The organism is Sphingobium sp. TomTYG75 (genome assembly GCF_054771635.1).
Window position 1 is genome coordinate 1,046,381 of the sequence record NZ_BSRE01000001.1, and the last position, 20,437, is coordinate 1,066,817.

Sequence of the window (20,437 nt, forward strand, 5' to 3'; positions counted from 1 at the left end):
TTTTCGTGACAGGGATAACTTTGGAGATCATCTAATTTAGGCTTCCGCGAGGGAAGCCTGGATGTCCGCAAATGACCACTAAGGCTTAAGGTGAAGGTATTTGGTGAAGAAGCGCGCCATCGTATCAAACGCCTCCCGCGATTCGGGTAGCGCGATATCGTAGAAGAAGGCATGTCCCATACCATCCCAGATGTTGAGTTGGCTAACGGCTCCGCTCTTCTGCAACGCGTTGTTGGTTGCGACGGCGCTGCTCATTTCCAGAGCACGGCTTCCCGTTACAATTAGAGTTGGCGGAAAGTGCCTCAGTACATCAGGCGACCGGAGAGGCGAGACAGCGGGATCGTCGAGTTTGATCCCCTCAAAATACGATAGGCGTATCTCTTTATTTGGTATTGCCTGAAAGGGTGAGGTGAAGGCAGCACTGTCACCCAAGAGGCGCATGTCAGCAGATGCACACAAAAGGCCAATGGCGGCTGGAAGAGGCAGCTTATCGCGGATCAGCGCGGCGGTGGTCTGGGCGGTGAGTTGGCCGCCCGCCGAGCAGCCATATATCACCACATCTTGCGACTTATGCGTCTTGAGCAGTTCACGATAGACCTTTACCACGTCCTCGGTTGCGTCGGGATAATGCGCTTCTGGGCCTTGCCGATAAGTGATGCTTACGCCCTCCACGCCCATGAGGCCCGACAGGGGGATCGTCTCAAACATGCCATTGGCCCCCGCGTTGGCAATCATGAAGCCCCCGCCCGGAAGGTTCAGCAGTATCTTGCCAGACTTTGCGGGCGTGATGCCTGCCACCGGCCGCGTCCAGACGGCCGGGACACCGGCGATCGCACGCTCCTCCGTCTCTACCTTGTACATCTGCTTCAGTTGGGCAACGCGGCCCGCGACGAGCCTTGGCAAATTCGTGCGCAAGGCGGTGACATCCTTTGGCGACTGACGGAGCACCTCGAACATGTCGGAGGGCACACGTGGTAAGGCCGCTTTCGCCTCGGGACTCATATACTCGGAAGGAGGCAGGCGAAATGAGGGCACGTTCACCGACCCATCTGCTTCGATTGGTCGCGAAGAAGGATTAGCAGCAGCTTGCCACGATCCGCGAGATGGTGCGGAGCCTTTTTCTGCCTTTGTTGCGACTTGGGCGGTCACTGCGGCAAAGGGCATGATCAGTGGAACTACAAGAACCGCGCATTTGAGAAGCAGCTTAGGCATCATTCTTCCTTTTTCGTCCATATTGTCAAGGTCGCCAAGGTGATCCGGCTTTCCTATTCAACGATCCCAATCGGGACAACTAATCGGGAGTCCAAAACTTTTGCATCAGGGGCGATGGAGGCAGAAACAGTGATTTCGGCGGCCAGAAGCGCGCCAAATGTGCATCAGATTTTTGTATCACGGGGAGGCGCAGATTTCTGCGATTTTTGGCTTGATGCAAAACTTGTGATTTTCGGATCATGGATGGGCAACGTAAGTTTGCGTGAGGCGAAGGCGGTGAGCCCTGCGCGAAAATAGGCCCCCGCTGGGCCTTGGAGAACGCGATAGCGCGTGGCGATACGTCCGCTGTTCTCGGGCACGCGTGCGATCCTGTCGTCCTGCGCCGCGCCATCGTCGGCCGTGTCGGTATAAGCATAATTGGCGAGGAGCGAGAAGGCAGATCTCGGCTACCACAGCAGATCGGCCTCCATCCCGCATGCGCGCTCTGGATATGGAAGCCCAAATCGGCGAGGACGGCAAAGATGACGTTTCGTGCGTGTGCCGAAATGCTGCGATCGTGCCCGAAAGACCTCTCTTCGGTATGGCGAGATTGATTCCGGCCTCGATATTAAAGGAGATTCCGGCTTTGGCTCCTGCACACGACAAGCCAAAGGACGCGCGGAAGGCCGTCCCATAGCCAGCGAACAGCGCGATGCCGGGCGCGCATCTCTGCCGATGCCTGCACCGCCGCGGAACAAGCGCCCGCCGCCGTTGCAATTCGGGCCTGAGACACTCCTTCTAGCTGGTATTTTCAGCCGCCGATAAGCCGTGGGCGGCAGCGAGTCATTACGGCGGATGTCGCTGTCATTGTCTTCCCATTTGGTCTGTCACAGCTCGCCACCACCAAGCTAAATCTGTGGCCAGATGCACCAAAACAGTCCGGCCGGGCGGCCCGGGGCTTTTCGTCCTACGCATGCTCATCGCCATATTTTATAAGTTGGTTCATCCCGAGCTTCCTGATAGGGTGCTTGCATATGATTACCTGACTTATCAAGATAGATGGAAGGTCAATACTATTATGGTGCTCAAGCCTTGGGGGCGGCTCAACCAAATCGCCTATATGGTGCCCAACTTAAACAAGGCGATCGATTGGTGGACCGAGGTGATGGGCGTGGGGCCCTTTTTCATCTTTCCCGCTTTCGAGATGGTTCGAGGCGATTATCGCGGTAAAGAGCATTTCGCACAGTACGGCGCGGCGATCGCATTTTCCGGGGACCTGATGGTCGAACTTATCGAACCGCGAGGCCCGTCGATCTTCCAAGAGTTTCTGGATGCGGGCCGTAAAGGCGTCCATCATCTATGCGCTTTCTCCGACAGCATGGAAGATGCGGAAGCCTGGGTCGCTGAACACGGCGGCACGCGACTGCAAGGAGCTGAGTTCGCAGACGGGTCCCAGATCGCCTATTTCGCGATGGATGCTGAGGAAAACAATATCCTGGAGATCGGCGTGTTGAAGCCCGAGGTCCAGAGCCTTTTCGACATGATTCAGCAGGCTGCCGCCAACTGGGATGGCAAGGCAAAGATCTTCAACCCGACGGCGGGCTGAGGATTATTGGGCGGGTGGCACTGACAAGCGAGTCAGCCATCCGACAGATCAGTCGCCGGTGAAGTTCAGCTCCACACGGACGCCATTGGGATCGGTGCCGAAGATTTGGCGTAGCCTGATCGATTCAACGATGTTGACATCATGGGGCATGCTCATCTCCGCCAATACCTTCGTAATGGCGTCATAGCCAAGCACCGCAACCGGATCGAGCGATGCTTTGGTCGCCTCAAGCATTTCAGACGCTTCGCTACCCGCTACGATCGGCGCACCGCCCACTTTGCCGACTTCGTACATCTCGCCGGTGCCATGATCTGGCTACGCTGAATGTCGATGCGGCCTAAGTGATGGGAGTGCTTCGCTACGACTTTGTTGAGCCCGCGAATGCGATGATGGGGTAAGCAAAGCACCTTGAGCGAAAGACGGGTCGGACCCGGCCTACCGCTGGCCAAAACGGAAGTGTTCGGCAAGGTCCGCTAAACTCTTTCGCAATGCCTCTTCCCTCTCAGCACCCAAAACTGACCGGATTTCGTCATTGAGGACATCGCCTTCCGCACGTAGCGGCGCGCACACTTCGCGGCCTTTACCAGTAAGCCTCACGCGCACCTGCCGCGCGTCAACCTCAAAAATGCTTCGCTCAACGAGACCTCGCTGCTCCAACCGCTTGAGTGTTTGTGATACTGTCGCATGCGCTATCGAGAGCCGCTTGGTCAGTTCGGAATGCGAAAGAGGCTCTTCTTGATACAGTTCAAGGAGAAGAAAGGCCGCAGCCTGACTCACATCTGCTTCGGCGGTCCTGACGGCATAAAGATGAGACTGGAGGCGCGCCACCATCGTGATGAGATAAGGTGTTGTGAGCTTGGCGTCGAATTCCGAGGGCGCAACCCACTTCTCGTCGAATCCTGTCCGAACCGGGGGCCGCGCGCGATGTCTGGGTGCTTGCTTCATCCGCTGTCCTTATGGGAGAGTCGTCATAAAGCCACATAAAAACAGCATTTGTCGTTCCGCAACAACAACGAGGAGCCGCCAGGCGCTTACGGCGCCCGCTTGCGGCTCTCCTGTCTAAAACCGTGAGGCACAAAGCTTGAGGCCTGTTTTTCCCAGTCTTTGGTGTCATCCACATCCATACGTAGATCACCTTCCCCGTGCGCCGCTAAGGTCGTCGAGCGACCGACTCCCTATAGATGAGAAGGGGCAGCGTCGGACTCGCATCCGGGGGTAACGGTAAGTCGAAACAGTGCCATGATTCGACCGGCTTGTTCCGTTCGCTTGCAGGATATTTCAAGATATGGACGGCCGACACTGTCGACCGCCACCGTCATCATATATCTGAAGTTCAGAACTTGAATATCAGTTCACCACCATAGGTGCGCGGTGTGCCCGGAGCGCTCGAAAAGGCCGAGCCGGAGTCTTGAGCATAATAATTGATGTTGAACTTTTCACCCGTGATGTTCTTCATCCAGAAGCGAAAGGTCAGATGCTCCGCAGCGGCTGGCGTGAAGGAAACAGAGCCGTCCAAAAGGAGGTGCGAGGGTTCCTTGATGACGTTGTCGGCATCCCAGTTAAATTTATCCGACCAGTTAGCATTCACGTCCAGAGTAATCTTGCTGTCGTCGGCGAAGTTATGATCGTAGCTGAAGCCGCCACTAAATTTCCATTTTGATGCGTAGGGCATATAATTGTCAGAAGCATCCACCACAATGCTGTTTAAATTACCCGGAGCAAGCGGCATGTTAGGAGTGAGCGCCTGACATGTGACTGCATCCACCTGAGGATTAGGGCAGTAGGAAGGGGCATCCGGGAAGTCACGGAACTTTGCTATCAAATACGTCCCAGCCAATCGAAGCGTCAGGCCTTCGGCCGCGACGGCGGTCAGGTCCAACTCGGCGCCCCTGGTCCGCGCAGAACCGGCATTTTTAAGGAAAACCAAACCATTGCTCTGTGCCTGCACCTGCGGATTGTTAATGTCGTTCCAGAACAGGGCACCGTTCAGGCGAATACGACGGTCAGCCAGTTCCGTCTTGAACCCGATTTCATAGGCATCAACCACTTCAGGCGATAGCGGCTCCGCCTGGTCTAGCGGCAGCGTGTTGAACGTCCCTGCTTTGTAGCCACGGCTGTAATTGGCATAAACCATTATGTCGTCGGAGAACTTATGATCGATCGAGGCCTTCCACGTCCACTTCTTGAACGTCTTGCGCGCAACACCACCCCCCGGCACATTGTCAACGGGCGTCTGGGCGCCGGCCACAACGGCATTGGCTGTCGTTGTGTCGAAGACGGTTCCGACCGGCGCACCGAATGCACCCGCGACCGCAGGGACATTCTGAAGCAGGAACGGCAGCTCTGGAATGAACAATGTCGTGGTAGTCCCGCGGCCAGCAACCCTGTCGGTCGTGTAACGCAGGCCGCCCGTCACATTGGTGTTATCGGTGATGGGATAGGTCAGCTGGCCGAAGGCAGCATAGGATTTAACGTTCTGCTCACCCCGGATGTTGATTGAGTCGACCAGCAGCGCCTGTATACCCGGCCCATAGATCGTGGTCGGGTCGAAACCGCCATCGGCGTTCAGATAATAAAGGCCGGCGATCCAGCTGACGGGCGAACCTGCCTTGGACTTCAGTTGAAACTCTTGGGAGAACTGATTGTCTACAATATTGAGATCGTAACGTGCCCAGTCGTAAGGTGAGTAATTTCCTGCAGAGGCGTACAGCTCGATATTTTTACGATAGGCAGTGATACTGACGATATCGGCGAATCCTAGTTCATAATCGATACGGCCGGAGAAGCCATAGCCTTCCGACTTGTCATACATCTTCTGTGTGCTGCCCAAAGCGACGTCATAGAAGCCGAGCGACGGCAACTCCTGCGATGGCACCGGAAAGTTGCCCGAATTGCCAAAGCCAGCATGCATCGGGTCAGGCGACCCGCCCACCGTCCCAGGGAAAGGACGTGCGTAGATTCCTATCTGGTTCCAGCTATTCTGATAATAACCAATCAACTTGACCGAAAGACCATCGACAGGATCCCACAAGATCTTTCCGCGCGTGCTGAAGCTACGGCCCTTCCAATAATCATCATTGCTCGGTAAATATCCAAGCGACGTATTGAAATGATCTACAAGCGTTCTATTTTTACCCCAACCTTTGTCCTGATTGTGATAACTGGCGGAAATATTCGCTGCTAAATTTTCCGTGATCGGCATGTTCAAATAAAATTTGGCGTCCATGGTCTGATAATTGGCATAACCCAGACGCGCTTCAAGCTCAGCGTTTTGACTCGGATCCTTCGTGTAGATAGAGATCACGCCGCCTGATGCGTTGCGGCCAAACAGCGTTCCCTGAGGCCCTTTGAGAACCTCGACGCGTTCCACGCTGGTGAGGTCGAAGAAGGGCACTGCGGCGCGGATAAAGTAGACGTCGTCGATATAGACTGGCACGCTTGCTTCGTTACCGGCGGTAGCGACAGGGTTGCCAATTCCGCGAATGAAGGTGGTGGCGGTGCCCGCCGCCTGGCCAATTTGCAACGCGGGGTCGACGCGATTAAGTTCCTGGACGGTGGTGATGCCAACTGAGGTGAGTTGATCACCTGACACCGCAGTCACAGAGAGCGGCGTATCCTGAACATTCTGAGCCCGCTTCTGCGCAGTGACGACGATGTCCTGAAGCTGATTTTCCTGGGCTTGAGCCATAGTGAAAATCATAGTCGTACCACTGATGGCAGCACAGGAAAGAAGCCGAACCAAGCGCGACTTGCGAGTTGAATAGACTAAAAATTTGGACGTTTTAAACATCATCATCCCCATTTCAATAACATCTATTACATCAATACGGACCCGGATATTTCCTTGGGGTCATTCACATTTGAGATGAGCTATGTGACCAACTCAATATGGCGCAAGATGTCTGTTCGTTCTCATCGTCAACAACCGCCGACGACATCGTTTACCATTGTTGCTTCGCCTCGCATGAACTCGTCCACCTGCCATTGCGCCGTCTCACCAGGCGCGGCATTGGGCGCACGGGTTTTAGTCAATGTGTGTTGGTGTTAACGATGGAGAGATGTGCATCGCGCTTCCACAATCTATTGGTTGCGTATCGCGCTGAGGCTCCAGCTATTTAAGGCAAGAGTCCCGGTCCAGATATTCCATCAAAGTTTTATGAAGGAAACGAATGCGGACTTCCTGATAACGGCTTAACATGACGTCCTTCACCCCACCTGCCTTAAGGCCTTGCTGCTGCAACGCCAGATTTTGGCAGTCCTGATCATAGATTAGCCCGTGCCACGGCTGAAAAGCGCCGCTGGCCGCATAGGTATCGTCAGGGCCGAGGTCGATTTGATTGACCTCTGGAAAATCGGATCCGTCTTGCGGCTTTGGCCGGAAGATCATGAAATCGAAGCGTGTACGATCTGGACTATTGTCGATCGGAACGAACCGATAGGCGAATGGATAAGGCAATCCCTTGAATAGGAGGAAGTTGGGGAACAGCGAATATTGAATGGGATCACATGCTTCTGCGTCCGTCAGATGGCTGAAGTCCTGTCCGTAGACCTTGCCCAGTTCAGTACGGTTCATATCTGCCAGATAGCCCCGCGCAGTCTTGCCCTCCGGCAGTGGCGGAGCGTTATCAGTATTGCCAGTGACGGCGCCGAACGTTGCTTTCCATATCTCGGCTTCGGTAATCGGCTGGGGGTATTGGTCGCTGGGAATTCCGGTGGGAGCACAAAAACGACTAACATGACCATTGTCGGCCCAGACGTCATATTGCGTGCTGGCGTCGCCCCCAAAAGGAAGAGCTTGCGAGTGAAGTTCCGCGACATGGAATGCTTCGATAAACCCTTCCATGCAACACTTCCAGTTCGCCTCCATGACCTTGGTTACGCGGGTGTCCAGATAGACGTCGTCCCGGGACCAGTCGGCAAATTCCGCGATCAGCGGACCCAAATATGTTTCCAGCGATGGTGATGCGGGATCGCGGTTGACGAATACGAAACCTCCCCAGAGGCCAACGCGCGCTTCTGGTAAAGCGAGTTCGGAATCTTCGACCGGATCGAAATCCCAGCGCGCAGGTAAATTCTGAAGGGAGCCGTCGAGGTTCCAAGTCATGCCATGATAGGGACAGCGTATCTTGTTTACGCTCGTGTCCGACGCGCATAATTTCATGCCGCGATGCAAACATCCATTATAGAAAGCTTTGATCACGTCCGGAGCACTGCGCATGATGATCAGCGACGCACCGGGCGAGTCATACAATACGCAATCACCAACTTCCCTTACTTCTTCGACACGGCAGGCGACTTGCCACGTGCGCGACCACATCCGTTCCTTTTCCAAGTCAAAGAAAGTCTGGCTGGTATAACGCTCGCGAGGGACGCGCGGCATTTCGATATGCGTGGGATGGATTTGGCGTAAACTCGCGGGTGCCTCAATGGGGTCGCGCGCAATCACTTGCTGATATGTCGGAGCAGGGCTGTCCCGGTAATCGGGTGCGCCGTTGGTATCGAAATGAGTCATGGTTCAATCTCCCATCTTGGGCTGGGTCAATCCAAGCTGGCTATCCAGCGTAGCTCTCGCGGGCCACATCACCCCGCTGGGATCGCACCCGTCAGCAAATAGCCGCCTTCAACAGGAAGCGCGTGACCGGTGACCAATGAAGCTGCGTCCGAACTCAACCAAAGAATGGCAGCAGCCAACTCGTCGGGGCGTCCGAGACGTTTTTCCAGATTGGCGACCTGTTCGATCATGGACCGCTTCGCCCCCACAAGATCCATTTTAAACGCCAACATCGGTGTGTCAGTCACGCCAGGGCATACCGCGTTGATGCGGATCTTGCGCGACGTGTAAGCCAAAGCCGCGCTTCGCGTCATGGCAAGAACAGCGGCTTTCGTGCCATCGTAAACAGCACTGTCCGGCCGCGACCTGAGTGCATTCATTGAGGCGACATTCACGATCGAGCCGCCACCCTGATCGAGCATTTTGGCGATCTGGCGTTTCATGCACAAAAATACGCCCATGAAGTTGATATCGACAACGCGGCGGGCCTGCTCATCCTGCACATCGGCAAGCGCAGTATCCTCCAGTTCCACTGCCGCGTTATTGCAGGCGAAATCGAGACGTCCGTAGGTGGCAATGCAAGTGTCGATCAGTGAATCGACGTCTTCGGATGACGTCACATTGGAGCGGACGAAAATGGCCGTGCCACCAGCCGCCGTGATGGCGTGTGTCGTTTCCTCACCACCTTCCGCTTGGATATCAGTGACAACCACATTCGCACCAGAAGAAGCATAAGCGATTGCCGTCGCCCGACCGATACCGCCGGCTGCTCCTGTGACCAACGCTGTTTTGCCCGCGAAATTATAGGTCAAATCGGCCATATACTCGGAATCCTCGTATTTTTTTGGTCGGGAACTTGTTTTCGATCGCTTTTACATGAGGGAAAAATCGCGGACCGGATCGGCGCCGTCGAAATTCACGGACGCGCTCTTGACCCGGTGATAAACCGACAGGAGCGGTATCGACGGTTCGTACAATTCGACGAAGTGGCCGAATTGTTTGGTCGCATCCATCATCGCAAATCCGGACCCCGGTTGGACTTCGCCGTAAAAGCCCTCCGGAAATCCCGCAGCTTCGAATTCCTTCATGGCCGCGGGTAAGTCGTCGATGATCAGCGCGATGTGATGGAAACCGGTCCCACCATTCGGAAACAGGTCTGAAAAGACCGAGGGTTCGGAACTATGGACTTGAACCATTTCGATCATGACGTCACCCCATTGTCCGTAGGCGGAGGAATGATCGAAAACGCCAGGCTTGCCGCGGTAACGCGCCAAACTCATGGGAATATGCTCCATGACGAAGTAAGGGCCTGAACCGAAAGCCTCCGCATGCTGACGGGCAGCTTCGCGCACATCGGGCACATAAAATGCGACCTGCCGGATCGGATAGCGCATGAACATCTTAGTGAACATTAGGGATACTCCTGCAAGCACGATCAGGCAGGGAGGGGGCGATCACCTGGCCGATATTGCGACAGGTGGCGGCGCCAAGCACGATGGCCACTTTTCCATCAAGCCGCATCTAGATCCCCTCCTTATTGTTAGCATGCATCCTAACTCGACAACGGCTCGCCCGTCAATATATTTAGGCGACATAATATTAACCTGACCGATCGCCCTGTGGTGCTGATCAATCTGTGGCCGTTAAAATGAAGGTGCGTAGCGGATCGGTAGGCGGCATCTGCAATGACATGGCCGACGCCCTGCAAGCCGGACAGGAGGGCTTGGGCCTGTGGGCAATCGCCTTATTGTCCTGGCGTTGGATGAATGCGCAGCGGCAAGCCGATCGCATCGACGGCGGCGGAAATCCGCCATAAGCGATTAAAATGGTGCTGTTAGAAATGCACCGCTCTTCGCGGGCGACGTTCGGCGCGGGAGTCAGGCTTAGCGTAGGTTGTACCGCCGAATGTGATCCTGTTGGACAACCCGTTCTCGCGTGGATCTATCAGGCTGCCCGAGTTACCCTGTCGTTGCCGGACATATCGCGCTCAGGCGCTTTTTTAGGGGCTTGGACCGCAGATGGGACGACACGCGTCGTTGCGCTTAATTTCTCGGGTGCCAGATCGCTGTTGGCGATACGGGAATCCACTTCAGTGGTCCGAAGATCCGCCAGCCAGAGGCGTTTGGCGACAGCCAGAGCAGCGGCGGCCGCAGAGGGGCGAACGGCATTGATCTGGATTTCGTTCGTGAACAGCGCGACGATCAGCCGGTCACGGATTTCCTCTGAATGAAAGTCGAATTCAATGCCGAGGCGCCTGCCCGAACGGCGGACAAATCCGCGCAACAGGCCGACGTCCGGCAATACGACCTCGACGCGCTCGCCGACACTCAGATCCGCCGGTTCACCAAGCTCCAGCCCAAGACCGGAGATGGAAATGTCGCCCTTATCTGACCGGATCATCTGCCCCTGCGCGCTCAGGATCGTCACGGCCTGTCGCAGCGCGAAGCGCTCCTCACCCCGGACACGCGGCTTTTCCAGACACATCATGGCAACCAGCAGCAGGATGAACATGTTCACGATCGTCCAGAAGGTCACCATGGGCAGCAAGCCGACCTGCGACACGACCCGATATTCCGGCGTAACATTGATCATCAGGCCAGCGAAACTGAGCGCGAGTAGGCCGAGCGCTACGAACAATATCGTCCTCTCCCATGGATTTCCGCCCGCGTCGGACCCTTTGGGCGTGACCTTGAAGACAAGGCCTTTTGGACGAAACAATGTTTGCAGGGCAACCGGCAGAATGCGGAAGGTCTGGAACAACGACAAAATTTGCGCGGCAAGCGGGTAATAGCGCCCCGGCGCCAGGAGCGTGATGCCGCTCAACATTGCGACGATCAGTGGCAGGACATAGTGAATGACCGCTTCGAGATCGATGCCGACCATCGGAGCCAGATTGAACAGCATGAAGCAAATGGGCGTCAGCACGGTGAACATGGATTGGAAGCCCTGCGTGATCCATGCGCTGGGCAGGAACAGCAGGCGATAGCGCAGTTTCAATCCTGGTCCCAACGGACCTTCTTTCAGATACAGGATCTGGATCGCGCCCTGCGCCCAGCGTTGCCGCTGAACAAAGAAGGCAGTCGTGCTTTCCGGAGCAAGACCGAAGGCCAGAGGCTCATTCAGATAGCGGGTAACATAACCCTTCCGCAAACTGGCCAGCGTCAACAACATGTCTTCGGTGATCGATCCTTCCGGCAGCCCTCCGCCGATCGATTCAAACAAGGTCCTGCGCGTCACGGAGTTCGATCCGCAGCAAAAGGCGGCGTCCCAACCGTCTCGCCCCGGCATGATCGCTTCGAAGAAAAATCGCTGATCGTCCGGCATGGCCTGTTGCAGGCCCAGATTGGTCTGCATGGGATCATGATTGTAGAAGCTGTGCGGAACCTGGACGATGCCGATCCGCTCAGACTCGAAAAAGCCCATGGTCCGCAGCAGGAAGTCTCGGCGTGGCACGAAGTCCGCATCAAACACCGCCACGAACGGCGCGTCCGTGACCGTCAGCCCGTGATTGATATTGCCAGCCTTCGCGCCTTTGTTGTCCGGCCGGTTAATATAGCCAGCCCCCTTTGCCAGGCACAGATCGCGCACCCAGGGTCGTCGGCCATCGTCCAGCACCCATATGCGCGCGTCCGGCCAGTCGAGGGCGAGACAGCCGAGGATGGTTTTTTCCAGCACTTCGCGCGGTTCATTATAGGTGGCTATGAAAACGTCCACCGGGGGTAAATTCAGCGGCCCCTCTTCCCATGCAGCGCGCAGCCGTGCCTCGCCCGCATCAGCCTCCGCCGACCGGTCGCGCGGCCGGGAGAGGATCGCCAGCAAGATCGCGCCATCGAACAGCGCGGCACTTTCCACCAGCAAACAGGTCAGCGGCCACCATAGCTTGCCCGGACCCTCGCCCCAGGGAATCGTCTGTGAGATCCGCCACTGGAGATAATAAACAATGGTGCACCCAATCGTCGCGACCAGCCCGGCACGCCACGGCCATATCTTGCCGAAAAGCAGCAAGAAGCCCACCAGCAAGGCCAGCGGCGCGAAGGGCGCGGTGGTGGCGATGCCGGACATGGGCCGTTAGAGCCTGCGGCTGAACCGGACCTCGGCCAAACGCCCAACATCGCATTTGCGCGCGGCATCGACCCCACGGGGTTCGGGCGCCGGCAATGCGACATCGATCAGAATTTCTCGATCCTCCGGCAAGGAATAGGTGGATGCGGCCAGCAGTTCCTCCCGGCGCCGCCCCGCCGCGCCGGTGATGTTCACGACCTGCCCCTTCAGCCACTGATCGGAACCGATCATGCGAACGTCTGCGGGCGTGCCGGGACCAATCACTTCAGCCTTCCGTTCTGGAAGAGCGACCTGGACGAAGCGTCGACGGCAATCGATCAGGTCGAGCACCGGCTCACCTGCGCGAATGGCGGCGCCGGGACTGGCGGCCGCCGCCCATACCAAAGTTCCCGCCGGAGCACGATAACTCGCCCGGGCCAACGCGTCCTTCAATCTCAGACTGGCCTGACGGTAACGGGCAGTCGCGTCGCTCAACGTCTTTTCGACCGCCTGCTTCTGCAAGAGCAGGCGATCGCCCTGCTGCACCGCATAGGGCGCGTCATTATAGCTGTCGCCGATAAACACCCCGGCTTCCGCCGCGCTACGCGTAACCTGAATGGCCCGCAGCCTGGCGGCAGCGCTGCTGCAATTGCTGCTCTTGAGCGATGCGGCGGCTTCCGCCTTCTGCACCCCGGCGGGCGATATAAAGCCCCGCGCCGCCAGAACGCGCGTACGGGCAAGATTAGCGGCTTGCTCTGCGCGTTCGGCCTGGCATCCCGCGAGATCTGCCTGCGCGGAGTCGCGATCAGCGGTAAGGCGCGTTGCCATCGCGCCGGAAAAAAGCGTCGCGCGCTGCTCCAATCGCTGGCTTTGGCCGTCCAGTTCCGCCAATTGCCGTTCGCTGAGCGCCATTTCCGTCTGCGCCATCTCGGCTTGAGCCTTCAATTCGGCGACCTCGCCCGTATCCTGCGACAGGTCCAACAAATGTATTCCGGTGGCTTTGTCGAAATAGTGGCCGTTCGCCGGGAGATCGGCGACTGTTCCATCGGCGGCGGCCGTCAGCCTGATCAGCGGAGCATTGATCGCCGCCTGGGTGGAAACGTCGTTCAACACATAGGGGGCGAAACCCATGGCCCCGCCACCGATCAGGGCGGTCGCCAATATGATACGCGTCATTCGCGCGCGCAAAAGATTTTGAATATCAATCATTTTCGCCGCTGACCCGCTGCCTTCTAACAATCTTCCGAAGCGTAACATCGGATAGTTAGCAGCGCGTTAATGACGTCTCGCGAGTGCCCTCTTGTGCCGTTTCTACTCGGCACCGTCGATTTGCGATCGCTATTGAACCAGTCGAGCCGTCTGGAGGGCTGTGGAGAATAGTTGCAGCAGGGCCGTGGTGATACTGTCATCGGCTGTCACGGTCTGCACCAACGGAGAACCATTGACGCCGGATGACGCGCAACTTTGCAGCGCGGTCAGAACCTGATCGGAGCTCCCGGCCTTTCCTGCCGGATAGGGCGACGGAGGAGGCGGCAAAAACGGCGCAATATTCGTCTGCGACCAGCTGTCGCCGGAAAGAGATTCCGGCAGATATTGCGTATAGAGGATCGCGATCTTGATACCCTTGGCCTTGATGGCCGTGCATTCAGTCAGGTCGCTGCTCCGCATTGGTCCGAAATAACGGCCACCGCCATTTGGCTGATCCAGCATACCGTCCGTGATGATGAACAATATCTTTTGTGGCGTCGCTCCGGGGGCACCCGTCCCCGCATTGGGGATGAGGTTCTTCATCGTAGTGAGCATGTTCGTTACTTCGGTGGCTTTATCGTCTATATTGCTCCCACTCGTCGGCATAGAGTTCTTCCACCAATAATCATCCGCCGGAAACAGGGATGTTGCCGAAAATCCGCTGCCGTAGGACGCGACATTGTTCAAACTATTGAGCGTCCTGACAGGTGTAGTATTGCCGGATCGCGTCCAGTCGAACGAAAACATCTGTGCCCGATAGGTGACCTGATATTGCGATGCCTGGTTGGCCGCGAAAGGGATCAACTGCGATGCGGCCAAAACCATGTCGTCCTTGCGCAGAGTAATGCTGGAAGGGCTACCATAGATTCTACCGTAATTATGTGTAAGCCAATAGCCGTCAGCCCAATATCCGGTGTCGTAGACGGTACTCGTTGCAGTGCCCGTAGTTGTGGTTGTAGTTGTGGTCGAGGAACCCCCGTTAGTCGGCGTGGAAACCTTTGTTGTAGTCGTGGTCGGCGTAACCACCTTGTAGACGGTAGAAGCACCGCTGGAACTGGAGGCAACTGTATAAGTGGTCACGTTATAAGTACTGACAGTGGTGTCGATGTTCCGCGTATTGCCGTTCGATCCGGATGTCGTCCGCGTAGGCCCCGTCACCGTCGGTGTCGTGGATGACGTCATGAGATTACCCGCGCTGTCATAGACCAGGTTGGCAGATGAATCCCACCTGTAGAAGACATTCTGGGTGGTGGAACCAGACGTATAATATCCTGCCGATAGCAATATGTGGCGGGCTTGCTGATCCTTGACGTAAATATTGTCGGTTTTCGGAAGCATCGCATGGCATGCAAAGGCGCAGCCGTTCGCATTTTCGCTCGTCTTGGTGGCCGCGATTATCTTGCTCACTCCATCCGAAGTCGCAGGCAGGAGCATTGATGGCGAATTGTCCATCGCAAGGTAAAAATCGACATTGGGCGGTTGCGCAGCGCTTGCCGAGGACGTTCCGCTCACCGTCAGGGTGCCTGCCCCCAAAATGCCACCGAATACATTGACCGACTTGGCCGTGTAGCTGACGGTAGCCTTGCGAAGATAGCCCAGTGCGCCGCTGCCGCCGGAGGTCCCGTCCGTAATCGTGGGGGTCACCTGAAGGTTCTGGTAACCGCTCAGGAGACTTGCCTGTGCACTGAACATAGTACGCGCGGCAGCAGTCGCCTCGCTGTTCGACTGAAGGATCATCGAGGGTCCGACAGCCGCAAGCGCCGCTGCGTCGGCAGCGGCGTTCAGGTGCGTCTGGAGGCTCATGGCGCGAGAATAATCGATGCCAAACCCGGTGACGAAGGTCAACGGAATGAGCGAAAATGCCATGATCATCATGGCCCCGCCTTGCTGATCGGCCTTTAGACGAGCAGCGAGGCTGGCCATCGCTGCCGAAGAACGGAGACAAGAGAGTTTTGTCATCGGTCAAGCACCTAGTAAAGACGAGGAGTCATGTAGATGGTATGGGTGAGCGCCGTGGTCCGGATAGGTATATAACTGACCGATGGCGTGAAATTGTAAGTGATCTTGCCCATGTACAGCCAGCCGCCGGAAGTACCGACCTGGGTCTTGTTGGCGATGCCGGGAACAAGATTTTGACAAACATTCGATCCGTCCGGTGAGGTCGGCACCATAGTGGAATTGATCATATCGGCCGGGATCGAGATGACGGCGTTAGCCGACTGCGTCTCGACAGTTGGAAGCGTACCGGCAGTGTGTTCTGAAGTTGTGGGCGTGACGACGCTGCCATCGACATTCTGCGTCTGTGCCTGGGTCCATACGACATAGGCATGCGTGGCGTCGCAAATCCGAAGCAGCGAAATCTGCTCGGTCGCATTGTTGAGCTTATAAGGCGACAGGACAACCGCACTGGCGCTGAGATAGGTTTTCGCATTGGCGCTCTGCGGCGCGTTATAGATGACGGTGGGGGACATGGTTCGGCTGGTAAGATCGACCAGCGAACGGGTCGCTATCGTAACCTTGCGGTTGCAGGCGATCATGTCCGACAGGCAAACGCCGCCCGTGTACATGAGCACGAGCACCGGCAGACAGATCGCGAATTCCACGATGACTGCGCCGCGCGCATCCTGCCTGAAGCGCTTCAGCATGAGCTTTGCGATGCGTTGCATGAATAATCTTCCGTCGTGAACACCGACGTTGCCACAAGCTTCCGATTGGCATTGGGCTGATTTATCAGGTTCAAGCCGAGCGGCCCTTTTCCTGTCGGCCACAAATACACCAGCTGAAGAACGACGACGCGGTTTTTTCCGCTACCGCCCGACTGGTAGATATAGCCCGTCCCCGTCGAGGTCAGCACGCCATTGCTGTCATACGTGAATGTGGGCGCAGACGTGCTGCCCACATTATAGCCACTTGCGGTGGCAACGTTGACCGTTAGCCGAGAGCAGGTGAGCATCGCTGGCAGGAGCGACGGAACGCTGACGGCCTGCCCGCTCGAATTGGTGCCGGAATACCCATTGCAGATGGCGTCTTTGAAGTCATCGGATGTCATGCCCATGTGGCCATTGGCCATCTGGGTCGTTTGGGCTGAGCCAGTCAACAGCAGGCGCCCTGCGCTTTGAGCCGCCGTCTCCAGCATCTGTTGCGCCAAATATATCATCATCGTGTATAGGATCGCGAATAGCAGCGCGAGCAAAGCCGGTGCGACGATGGCGAATTCCAGGGCAGCCGTACCCTTCCTGTCTTTCGACAGGTTCGTACCGAAGCGGCGAACCGCTTTCAGTGGGTAATAGATACTGCGTAAAATCGCCACGCGAGGGCATCCCTAAAGCTATATCAAAGGCTATATCACCGATCGGCGTTCAGATTTCGTAAACGGCCTAGACGGGCACTCTGGGCGGTCATCAACGCCAGTTCCGGATATTGCTTTTGTAACGCTTCGCCTCACGAGCATTGTGTGGGCGGGCAGCAGCCCTGCATGGCCCGCCTTCACGGAGGGACGATTCTTTCGTGCCACCCATGTGCAGGTGCTGATGCGCTTCGACGATCGAGTACCCGAAATCGGGCGATGATTTCCTACCTGACAAAGCCTTAGAGATCAGTTCGCGCGGGCATTCCGGGACGAGTGAAGGGTGCGCCAGATGGGCAGGCCAGGCTCAGTCGCCGGGCAAGCGCGGAGCGATGCCATTATCCTCGAAGAAGGTGGGCGCCTGGTACAACGTGGGTCCGGCATAGGCTGGCGCGTCCGGAGAAGCCATCATCCAGGCGACCGTACGTCCGGTATCGGCGGGCGTATAGGACGGCAGTCCGCCGCCAAACCCCTTGGCGGCTTCGCCATACTGCGCCGTCATGGCTTCGGTGATGGTCAGGCCGGGCTGTATGTGGAAGCTCGCAATCCCCTGATCCCGATATTCCAGATCGACAAATTCCGCGAGTTTGCTGAAAGCGGCTTTTCCCGCCGCGTATAGCAGGCCCCAGCCGCCCTCGGTCAGCTTTCGTTCGCAGAGCATGCTGCCCGCGCCACTGGTGATGAAGACGATACGTCCGCCGCCCTGTTTCAGCATGGGTTCAAGCGCGCGCTGCGTGATGTGCAGTTGATTGACCATCATCCCGCGCATGGCCGCTTCCGCAGCATGCGCATCGATTGCGGAGATGGGCGACATGATGGCGGGTGACTGATAGATGGCGTTGTTGAACAGGCCGTCGATCCTGCCCCATTTGGCAAGCACCGCATCCACTGCGGCATCAATGGATGCGCGGTCCAATATGTCCATCGGGATACCCAAAGCCTCGCCGCCAGCCGCTTCGACCTCATCTACGGTTGCTTCGATGCTGCCGGGTACGGCAATAGCCTCCGACGCGACGGAACTCGCCAGTCGTCCTTCGCCTTCCCGCCGGGTACGACCGGTAACCGCGACGGCGAATCCACACTTTGCGAGTTCCAGTGCGGCTGCCTTGCCGATCCCGCGCGTTGCGCCCGTTACTATTGCCACCTTGCGCATACCCAAAGCTCCTGATGATCGTAGAACGTCGGGTTTTTGCCGATCGCCAGCCGCCCTTGTTCCGGGAAATCGGGTCCGCCGCAAGCCAGATCATGATGTCTTTCAGCATCGAGGGATGCTCGAAACGCTGCTTTTTTGAAATGCCTCTAACCGGAATTGCTTCTACCACTTGACAAAGGTTGATATTCGTCAACTATTAGGAGCAGATGGCCGTGTAGTTGCGCCTCAGCAGATGATCTGCCGTGGGCGCCGCTGGCCACCGTTTGAAAATGCTAATGAGATAAACCTTAGAGAGAGTATCAGGCTATGGCCCACACGAAGTTCCACCTTGGCTATTTCACGAAGTTCGGCGCGACTTCCTGGCCGGGCGATGGCAAGGAGTTTGGCTCGCAGTGGGCGGATGGTTCCTATCACAAGGAACTGGCCAAGATGTTGGAGGCGGCGAAGTTCGACTTCGTCTTCTTCGAAGACAGCCTGATCGTTGGCGATCGCTATGGTGGCTCGATGGAGCTGGACCTCAAGAATGCGACGCTGTCGCCCAAGCTCGACCCCATGCCGCTGCTGCCGGTGATGGCGCAGGAAACATCGCACATCGGCCTGATCGCGACGGCTTCGACCACCTTCTATCCGCCCTATATCCTCGCGCGCCTGCTCTCGACCATCGACTCCCTGACCAAGGGGCGTGCAGGCTGGAACATGGTGACGTCGAGCGAGAAGAACGCCGCGCTGAACTTCGGCATGGAAAAGCTGCTGCCGCCGAACGAGCGGTACGACATTGCCGATGAGTTCGTCGAGCTGGTCAAGAAGCTGTGGGATAGCTGGGAAGAGGGCGCGCTGGTCGCGAACACGGAAACCGGCGTCTATGTCGATCACACCAAGGTCCACACCGTCAATTTCGAGGGCAAGCATTTCCGTTCGCGCGGGCCGCTGAACACGCTGCGTTCGCCGCAGGGCTATCCAGTTCTGGCGCAAGCGGGCGCGTCCGAGCGTGGACGGCAGTTTTCGTCCAAGAATGCCGAAGTCGTGCTGGGCATGATGACCGGCGGCGTTCCGGGGATGAAAGCCTATCGCCAGGACATTCGGGACCGCGCCGAAGCGCAGGGCCGCAATCCTGACGATATCAAGGTCTTCTTCCTGACGCCGGTGGAAATCTTCCCCGAAGGCGGCGAGCGGCCCGAAATGAGCGAGGCCGAAAAGCAGGCTTCGTTCGAGCATAATATCGTCATGGCTTCGTCGTCGCTGGACGTCGACTTCTCGCTTTATGACGTGGACGCGCCCGTTCCCCAGGACATCGTGGCAGGCGGCCACACCAGCGCCCTTGAGTATATGAAGAAGGCGGGCCGGGAAGAGGGTAAATCCCTCCGCGACCTGTTCTCCGTCGGGAAGGGCGCGAGCGGCATGGACTTCAGCGGCACCGTGGAACAGGTTGCCGAAAAGATGATGGCGGTGATGGACGAAGTGGGCGGCGACGGGTTCCTGATCGAAGGATCGGGTTATAACCATCAGCTTGCAGATCTGGTCAACGGCGTCATCCCTACCCTTCAGAAGGCGGGCGCCGTGCGCACCGAATATGAAGGCACGACGCTGCGCGAAATCCTGCGCGAATTCTGACGCGATTGGCGTGGAGCGGTAACGCTGCTCCGCGCCCGCCTCAATCTTGAAGCTGGAGCGCGCCCGCACATAGCGGCGCGCTCCAGTTGTTTTGGCATCCCCGACCGCGTTGGTTCACGCGGAGCCACAGCCGCGAGCCGCTGTTAGCGCGGCCGCAAAAAGGCTCGCTTGGAACGTGGCACCCCCTGCGTTAGGGTCCTTGCAGACGGCCAGGAAGTCGTGGGCAAATGGGAGAGGAAAGCTTGACTGAAACCGACAAGATCGCTGCGATTTTGGCGATATATGCCCTGAAAGCGCGCTACTTCCGGTCCATGGACAATAAGGATTGGGCCGCACTGGAGGCGGTCTTTGCGCCCGACCTGGTCGCAGATTTCCGCGATGCCGCCGGGGAACGGGACGAGAGCATGCTGATCCACGGCGCCGCGCCTTATATGGCACGCCTGACGCCGATGCTGGAGCAGGTCACAACCGTTCATCACGGCCATATGCCCGAGATTCACATCGCAACGAACAGCCAAGCCAGCGGCATCTGGGCGATGGAGGACAAGCTGTGGGTGCAGGAAGGCTCGCCCCTGCCCTTCCGCTGGATGCATGGCTATGGCCATTATCATGAACGCTATGTGCGGCTGGCCGACGGTTGGCGCATCAGCGAAATCCGCCTGACCCGCCTGCGCATCGACGCGGGCTGAG

At 57.3% G+C, this 20,437-nt stretch carries 16 protein-coding genes and 1 pseudogene; 4 read left to right on the forward strand and 13 right to left on the reverse strand.

Annotated elements, in window-relative coordinates:
- Positions 1-78: 78 nt before the first annotated feature.
- On the reverse strand, positions 79-1,233 hold the full coding sequence (locus ACYU81_RS05305; protein ID WP_460986728.1) for an alpha/beta hydrolase: 1,155 nt from the start codon (positions 1,231-1,233) through the stop codon (positions 79-81).
- Positions 1,234-2,164: 931 nt separating this feature from the next.
- Here ACYU81_RS05305 and ACYU81_RS05310 point away from each other — a divergent pair.
- Together ACYU81_RS05310 and ACYU81_RS05315 are read left to right on the forward strand one after the other, a co-directional pair.
- On the forward strand, positions 2,165-2,797 hold the full coding sequence (locus ACYU81_RS05310) for a VOC family protein (protein WP_460986730.1): 633 nt from the start codon (positions 2,165-2,167) through the stop codon (positions 2,795-2,797).
- A 141-nt stretch (positions 2,798-2,938) separates the two neighbouring features.
- On the forward strand, positions 2,939-3,121 hold the full coding sequence (locus ACYU81_RS05315; RefSeq protein ID WP_460986732.1) for a transposase: 183 nt from the start codon (positions 2,939-2,941) through the stop codon (positions 3,119-3,121).
- A 111-nt stretch (positions 3,122-3,232) separates the two neighbouring features.
- On the opposite strand, the gene ACYU81_RS05320 is transcribed toward ACYU81_RS05315, so the two are convergent.
- The 12 genes and pseudogenes from ACYU81_RS05320 to ACYU81_RS05375 form a co-directional block, all read right to left on the reverse strand.
- Positions 3,233-3,742, reverse strand: coding sequence for a MarR family winged helix-turn-helix transcriptional regulator (locus ACYU81_RS05320; protein WP_449474091.1), 510 nt, complete (start codon positions 3,740-3,742; stop codon positions 3,233-3,235).
- A 388-nt stretch (positions 3,743-4,130) separates the two neighbouring features.
- A complete protein-coding gene (locus ACYU81_RS05325) occupies positions 4,131-6,590 on the reverse strand; it encodes a TonB-dependent receptor (protein ID WP_460986734.1) in 2,460 nt (819 codons plus the stop codon).
- Between the two features lie 318 nt (positions 6,591-6,908).
- Positions 6,909-8,309, reverse strand: coding sequence for an aromatic ring-hydroxylating oxygenase subunit alpha (locus tag ACYU81_RS05330; protein WP_460986736.1), 1,401 nt, complete (start codon positions 8,307-8,309; stop codon positions 6,909-6,911).
- Between the two features lie 68 nt (positions 8,310-8,377).
- A complete protein-coding gene (locus tag ACYU81_RS05335; protein ID WP_449474096.1) occupies positions 8,378-9,169 on the reverse strand; it encodes a glucose 1-dehydrogenase in 792 nt (263 codons plus the stop codon).
- A 51-nt stretch (positions 9,170-9,220) separates the two neighbouring features.
- Positions 9,221-9,760, reverse strand: coding sequence for a VOC family protein (locus ACYU81_RS05340; RefSeq protein WP_460986738.1), 540 nt, complete (start codon positions 9,758-9,760; stop codon positions 9,221-9,223).
- Positions 9,761-9,999: 239 nt separating this feature from the next.
- Positions 10,000-10,158: pseudogene (locus ACYU81_RS05345) on the reverse strand (transposase); the annotation flags it as partial.
- A 134-nt stretch (positions 10,159-10,292) separates the two neighbouring features.
- On the reverse strand, positions 10,293-12,410 hold the full coding sequence (locus ACYU81_RS05350; protein ID WP_460986740.1) for a glycosyltransferase: 2,118 nt from the start codon (positions 12,408-12,410) through the stop codon (positions 10,293-10,295).
- Positions 12,411-12,416: 6 nt separating this feature from the next.
- Positions 12,417-13,565, reverse strand: coding sequence for an HlyD family efflux transporter periplasmic adaptor subunit (locus tag ACYU81_RS05355; protein ID WP_460986742.1), 1,149 nt, complete (start codon positions 13,563-13,565; stop codon positions 12,417-12,419).
- A gap of 162 nt (positions 13,566-13,727) precedes the next feature.
- Entirely contained in the window at positions 13,728-15,560 is a 1,833-nt protein-coding gene (locus tag ACYU81_RS05360; RefSeq protein WP_460986744.1) for a pilus assembly protein TadG-related protein, read from the reverse strand.
- Positions 15,561-15,607: 47 nt separating this feature from the next.
- Entirely contained in the window at positions 15,608-16,303 is a 696-nt protein-coding gene (locus ACYU81_RS05365; protein ID WP_460986746.1) for a TadE/TadG family type IV pilus assembly protein, read from the reverse strand.
- Positions 16,276-16,947, reverse strand: a complete 672-nt coding sequence (locus ACYU81_RS05370) for a TadE/TadG family type IV pilus assembly protein (protein WP_460986748.1) — start codon at positions 16,945-16,947, stop codon at positions 16,276-16,278. The genes ACYU81_RS05365 and ACYU81_RS05370 overlap by 28 nt, the downstream gene beginning before the upstream one ends.
- A 343-nt stretch (positions 16,948-17,290) precedes the next feature.
- A complete protein-coding gene (locus tag ACYU81_RS05375; protein WP_460986750.1) occupies positions 17,291-18,136 on the reverse strand; it encodes an SDR family NAD(P)-dependent oxidoreductase in 846 nt (281 codons plus the stop codon).
- Positions 18,137-18,442: 306 nt separating this feature from the next.
- Here ACYU81_RS05375 and ACYU81_RS05380 point away from each other — a divergent pair, with 306 nt between their 5' ends.
- Both ACYU81_RS05380 and ACYU81_RS05385 read left to right on the forward strand, forming a co-directional pair.
- A complete protein-coding gene (locus ACYU81_RS05380; RefSeq protein WP_449474109.1) occupies positions 18,443-19,747 on the forward strand; it encodes an NtaA/DmoA family FMN-dependent monooxygenase in 1,305 nt (434 codons plus the stop codon).
- 242 nt (positions 19,748-19,989) lie between these two features.
- Positions 19,990-20,436, forward strand: coding sequence for a nuclear transport factor 2 family protein (locus tag ACYU81_RS05385; protein ID WP_460986752.1), 447 nt, complete (start codon positions 19,990-19,992; stop codon positions 20,434-20,436).
- Position 20,437 lies beyond the last annotated feature (1 nt).